The sequence below is a fragment of the SAR202 cluster bacterium genome (assembly GCA_016872285.1).
Lineage (GTDB): Bacteria > Chloroflexota > Dehalococcoidia > Lucifugimonadales.
In genome coordinates this window covers 1-5901 of record VGZZ01000075.1, presented here as the reverse complement: position 1 = coordinate 5901, position 5901 = coordinate 1, and the positions used below count along the sequence as shown (strand labels likewise).

Annotated in this window: 4 protein-coding genes and 1 pseudogene; all 5 read left to right on the top strand. The window is 62.3% G+C overall.

All coding sequences use genetic code 11. The annotated features are described in order from the left end of the window. A partial coding sequence (locus FJ320_12670) for a 6-phosphofructokinase (GenBank protein ID MBM3926798.1) occupies positions 1-1263 on the top strand: 1263 nt, incomplete at its 5' end. 294 nt (positions 1264-1557) lie between these two features. Beyond that, the gene (locus tag FJ320_12665; protein MBM3926797.1) at positions 1558-2643 is read left to right on the top strand and encodes a DUF2090 domain-containing protein; all 1086 of its coding nucleotides are present in this window, start codon (positions 1558-1560) and stop codon (positions 2641-2643) included. A gap of 253 nt (positions 2644-2896) precedes the next feature. Continuing rightward, positions 2897-3682 (top strand): DUF4396 domain-containing protein, encoded by a 786-nt coding sequence (locus FJ320_12660; GenBank protein MBM3926796.1) that lies wholly within the window; start codon positions 2897-2899, stop codon positions 3680-3682. Between the two features lie 5 nt (positions 3683-3687). Continuing rightward, positions 3688-4905: pseudogene (locus FJ320_12655) on the top strand (copper oxidase). Positions 4906-5035: 130 nt separating this feature from the next. Beyond that, the coding region (locus tag FJ320_12650) for a DegV family protein (GenBank protein MBM3926795.1) at positions 5036-5901 on the top strand (866 nt) is incomplete at its 3' end.

Genomic DNA, 5901 nt, shown 5'->3' with positions numbered 1-5901 from the left:
CCGGCGCCGGGGATAAACAGCGCCATCAGCGCGGTGGTGATTGAGGCGGTGAACTCGGGGCTGGAGGTGGTGGGGTTTTACGATGGCTTCGAGCATTTGATGAAGGGCCGACAGGACATGACGCGGCCCTTAGATATTTCAGACGTGTCAAGGATTCATGTGATGGGCGGGTCGATACTGCGGACGGCGCGGGCGAACCCGACAACGAAGCCAGAAGACCTGAAGCGGACGGTGGCGACGCTGGAGGGGCTGGGCGTCAAGCACCTGGTGACGATTGGGGGCGAGGACACGGCCTTCGCGTCGTATTCGGTGGCGAAGGAGTCGGGAGGGAGGATATCGGTGGCGCACATACCCAAGACCATCGACAACGACCTGCCGCTGCCGGAAGGGATGCCGACGTTTGGGTTCGAGACGGCGAGGCACGTGGGCACACAGCAGGTGCTGAACCTGATGGAGGACGCCCGCACCACCAAGCGATGGTTCATTGTGGTGATTATGGGGCGGAAGGCGGGGCACCTGGCCCTGGGCATCGGCAAGGCGGCGGGCGCGACGCTGACCATCATCCCCGAGGAGTTTCCCAGCAACCGAGTGAGGCTAGAAGAGGTCTGCGACTTGCTGGAGGGCTCTATCTTGAAGCGTGGGGCGGAGGGCCGATGGGATGGGGTGGCGGTGCTGGCGGAGGGGGTGGCGGAGAAGCTGGATGCCGAGGAGCTGTCCAAGATTCCGGGCGTCGAGACGCGAAAGGACCCCTACGGCCACATACGGCTGAGCGAGATACCCCTGGCATCGATTTTGCGGCGGGAGGTGGAGCGTCGATTCGAGGAGCGGGGGCATCGCCTGACGGTGACGGATATCACGATGGGTTACGCGCTGCGGTGCGCCGACCCGATACCTTATGACATCGACTATACCCGGACGCTGGGCTACGGGGCGGTGCGCTGGCTGCTGGAGAGCCACGATGACGAGCAGGACGCCCAGAGCCGCCTGGTGTGCGTGGTGGGCGGCCGGCTGCGGGTAATCCCCTTCTCCGAGATACAGGACACGAACACAGGGAAAACGCGGGTGCGGCTGGTGGACATCGAGAGCGAGCATTACAGGGTGTCGAGGGAGTATATGATTCGGCTGGAGAGGAAGGACCTGGATAACCAGGAGATGCGGGGACGGCTGGCGGAGGCGGCGGGGATGGCGCCGGAGGAGATCGAGAGGAGGTTTGGTCGGGTGGCTGGCTGGGGGCTGGCGACAGCGGCGAGAGAAAGAGGATGAGGACGCTACTTACTTAAGGTTGATGATTAGAAAACCCCATTCACCTACACAGATTGGAGGGATGAAACAGTAGTGGCAAGTGGCAATGATAAAGGGTCGTACTTCCAGGGTTTAACCCTCAACCTGCGCCTTCTCCCACAAGGGGAGAAGGCATTTCCTTGGAGACGGTCATTCCGTTCAAAGAACACGAACCTAGATTAGCACCAGAGGTCCTAAGGAAATGGGGTCAGAAAGACCAGGCATGGTATAGAACGCTAGAAGGCCTCCAGACAAGTAGAAAGGTGAGGTGGAGTGATGGGGTTTGAATTTTCGGCGGGGAAGTGGCAGAGGCTGCGGTCGCTGACGGACGAGCAGGGGCGGTTCAAGATGCTGGCTATCGACCAGCGGGGGTCGCTGGAGAGGGCGCTGTCAAGGGCCGGGGGCGGGAATCGAGAGATAACTACGGAGGATATGGCGAGGGCCAAGGAGGCGATTACTAAAATCCTGGCGCCGTATTCGACGGCGGTGCTGACGGACCCGCTGGTGGGATACCCGTACACGATACAGCGCCTGCCGCCGCGGGTGGGGCTGCTGCTGGCGCACGAGGAGTCGGGGTACCAGCCGGCGTCGGCGGGGAGCAAGGAGCGGCTGACGGAACTCATCGAGGGGTGGACGGCGGAGAAGGCGCAACGGGCAGGGGCGGACGCGGTGAAGCTGCTGGTGTACTACCGGCCTGATATGTCGTCGGAGATGCGGAAGCACCAGCAAGACCTGGTGCGCCGAGTGGGGGAGGAGTGCCTTGAGGCGGATATGCCGTTTTTGCTAGAGCTGGTGGGGTATGCGCTGAAGGAGCCGGGGGAGAACACGCCGGAGTACGCGTTAAAGAAGCCGGAGATAGTCATCAAGAGCGCGGAGGAGTTCAGCCGCCAGGAGTACCATGTCGACATCTTAAAGCTGGAGTTCCCGTCGGAACTGAAGTGGACGCGCGAGTTTGCGGGCGGGGCTTTCGACGGGAAGGCGCAGGAGGCGGTGTACGACCTGAAGTCGGTGCGGGAGCGGTGCCGGGAGCTAAACGAGGCGTCGGGTACGCCGTGGGTGATACTGAGCGCGGGGGTGGACATCGAGGAGTTTCTGACTCAGGTCAGCCTGGCGACGGAGGCGGGGGCCAGCGGGTTTCTGTGCGGGCGGGCTATCTGGAAGGACGCTGCGCCGCTATACCCGAACATGGAGCAGATGGAGGGGTGGCTGTGCGATTACGGGGTGTATAACTTTTTGCGAGCGAACGCGTCGGCGCACAGGGCGATGCCGTGGTTCAGGCATCGGAGGTTCGGAGGAGGGGAGGGATTGGGGCTGGCGCAGAAGGGGGAGAGGTGGCATAGGGAGTATGCGAAGGCGAGGTAGGATCCCCATCCCTTATCCTTGACACACTTCTTGAGGGGGAAGGGAGGAGAGAGCGGTGGCAGGTTGGTCTGATATGTGTATTGTGTCTCCAGGGTTTACCCCTCAACCTGCGCCTTCTACCACAAGGGGAGAAGGAATTTTCTTAGTACCGGTCAGTTCCTTTTATACGCCTCAGCGGCGACGAGCACCAAGCGTAGAAGGAAAAGGGAAGAGCTAGGAGACAATTGGCAATAGGAGACGCAGATTGACTGATTTGAGCTTGCCGGGGCTTGGGCCGTTGGCTTACATCGACATCTTTCTGCTGGTCCGGTTCGCGCTTACGCTAGCCTCGGTGGCGTACGTGTCGTACGACGCGTACTTCAACAACCCCGAGCTTACGGTGATGAAGTGGGGGTGGGGCCTAGTCACCCTCTATATGGGGCCGATAGGCCTGGGCCTGTACATCCTCTCCTGCAAGGAGCCTCGACCGTACACGCACGAAGAGTTCATCAAGCCGCTGTGGAAGCAGTCGATGGGATCTACCATGCACTGCCTGGCGGGGGACGCCACGGGCATCATCCTGGCAGCGACGGTGACGGCGCTGCTGAGGTTTCCGATGTGGCTGGACTTAATCGTGGAGTACGTTGCCGGCTTTGGGTTTGGCCTTTTTATTTTTCAAGCGCTTTTTATGAAGGGCATGATGGGAGGATCGTATCTGAAGGCGTTGCGCATGTCGTTCATGCCGGAATGGCTGTCGATGAACATGGTGATGGCGGGCATGATTCCGGTGATGGTGGCTGGGATGATGGGCCGGGACATGCGGGCCATGGAGCCGAGCCAGCTGCTGTACTGGGGTGTTATGTCCGCGGGGGTGAGCGTTGGGTTTATTACCGCGTATCCGGTCAACTGGTGGCTGGTGGCAAAGGGACTAAAGCACGGCATGGGGACGCAGCGCGTACTGGGCAAAGGCGGCCACAGTATGGAGGCGGAGCGCGAGCGGCTACGAGAGCTTGCGGCGCAGAGCCGGCCAGCCCATGAGGGCCATGCGGGAGGGGCGTAGGAGCTATGAAAGACCATTCGGCACATGGGCCCCCTGGCGACGAAGGGCGCCGCGATTCAGGCACGGGGCACGCCGGAATGGGCCATGAGGGGATGATGGTGGGCGACAATCCCGCCTCCGCGGTGACAGGCCCGCAACTCCTGGCGGTGACGCTCTTAACGCTTCTTGCTCTGGCAGGAGCTGTTTTGTGGTCCGCGTCGCGCTATAACCTCACTCTCAGCGCCAGGGACGTGGGCGGGCTGGTGATGCCGCCGGGGATGATTATGACGCGCGAGACCAACGCCGATACGATGCGGGATATGGCGGCGGTAAGCCTTCACGACGTGCTGCATCAGCCCGACGCCAGCGCGCGAGGCGACCAGCTGCTGCCACCGCGAATAGAGGACGGCGTCAAGGTCTTCGATATAGAGACATCGATTGCTTACTGGCACATCCTGCCCGACGTGAAAGTCGCGGCATATACGTACAACGGCCAGGTGCCGGGACCTCGGCTGCGCGTGACGGAGGGCGACCGCATTCGGATAAACGTGACCAATCGGCTGCCGGGGTCGACGGCGGTACACTGGCACGGGCTGATCCTGCCTAACGCCATGGATGGGCCGGCGAAGATAACGCAGGAGCCTATCAAGCCCGGCGAGACCTTCACATTCTAGTTCGTGGCGCGGCAGCACGGCACATTTTTCTACCATTCGCACGACCACGTGGACCGGCAGCAGGCGCTGGGGCTGTACGGGGCGCTTATTATCGACCCGGCCCAGCCGCCCGCCGCGCCGGCGTGGGACAAGGAGCTGGTGGTGCAGCTTCAGGAGTGGCTGCATCGCGACGGCTACACCTTTCCCGCGATGCCGATGGAGGGGCAGCTGCCTAACTTTTTCACGATTAACGGCAAGGCTTACCCCGCCACGGAAACGGTGCCATTGCGAGTGGGAGAGCGGCTGCTGGTGCGGTTTATCGGATCCAGCAGCGCCTTTGCCCATCCTATGCACATTCACGGCGGGCCGTTCAGCATAACCGCGACGGACGGCCAGCCGGTCCCTGAAGGCGCCGTGTTTGTGAAGGACACGGTGAACGTGGCGCCGGGGGAGCGGTATGACGTGATTTGGGAGGCTCGCGAGCCTGGGAAGTGGCTGCTGCACTGCCATATCAACCATCACGTCACGAATGACGGGAGCGAGGTGGAGGGCGGCGGCGGGTTGATGTTTATACTGGATGTTACGGCGTAGGTTAAGGCCTTAGTAAACACCTACTCGGATGGATGAACATTATCGACGCTCGGACAGTCAAAGGGCAGCCTGTCTCCCGCCAGCAGCCGGAAAGGTGTAAACTCTCGGCAATCTGCGCGGGAGGCGGGATATGGGCGTAACGATTGTCACCGACAGCACAGCGGACTTGCCGGTGGAGGAGGCGAAGCGTTGGGGGGTCCGTGTGGTGCCGCTTTATGTCAACTTTCAGAAGGCGGACAAGGGGCTGGAGACGCTTAGGGACGGGGTGGATATAGGGCCGGACGAGTTTTATAAGCGGCTGGTGGGGAGCAACCCCTTGCCGACAACGTCGCAGCCAGCGGTGCAGGACTTCCTGAGCGTGTACCAGGAGGAGGCCAAGAAGGGGAACCAGGTGGTGTCGGTACACATATCGTCTAAGCTAAGCGGGACGGTGAATTCGGCGACGCAGGCCAAGGAGCAGATGGGAAGCGCGGGGAAGGTGGTGATCGTCGATTCGCTGCTGGCGTCCATGGGGCTGGGGATAGCGGCGCTGGCGGGGGCGAGGCTGGCGAAGGGCGGCGCGGGGCAGCAGGAGGTGGCGGAGGAGGCGCGGCGGGCGGCGGCGGAGACGAAGGTGTTTTTTATGGTGGATACGCTGGAGTATTTGCAGAAGGGGGGACGGATAGGCCGGGCGCAGGCGTTTTTGGGGTCACTGCTGAACGTGAAGCCGATATTGACGTTAGGGGAGGGGGAGATACACCCGATGGAGCGGGTGCGCAGCCGGGGAAAGGCGCTGGAGCGGCTGGCGGGGCTGGCGGAGGGGATAGGGTCGGCGAAGGAGGTTTGGGTGTGCCACAGCACGACGCCGCAGGACGCGGAGGCGCTGGCGTTAAGGCTGGGGAAGCTGGTGCAGGGTGGTGGAGATAGGGGCAGGGTGATGGTAACCCGGCTGGGGCCGGTGGTGGGAGCGCACGTGGGGCCGGGGCTGGTGGGGGGGGGGGTGAGGAGGGGAGGGTA

What these genes read in the sequence shown, in the direction of transcription:
- FJ320_12665 (MBM3926797.1), top strand. Translation starts at nt 1,558, where the DNA reads ATGGGGTTTGAATTTTCGGCGGGGAAGTGGCAGAGGCTGCGGTCGCTG.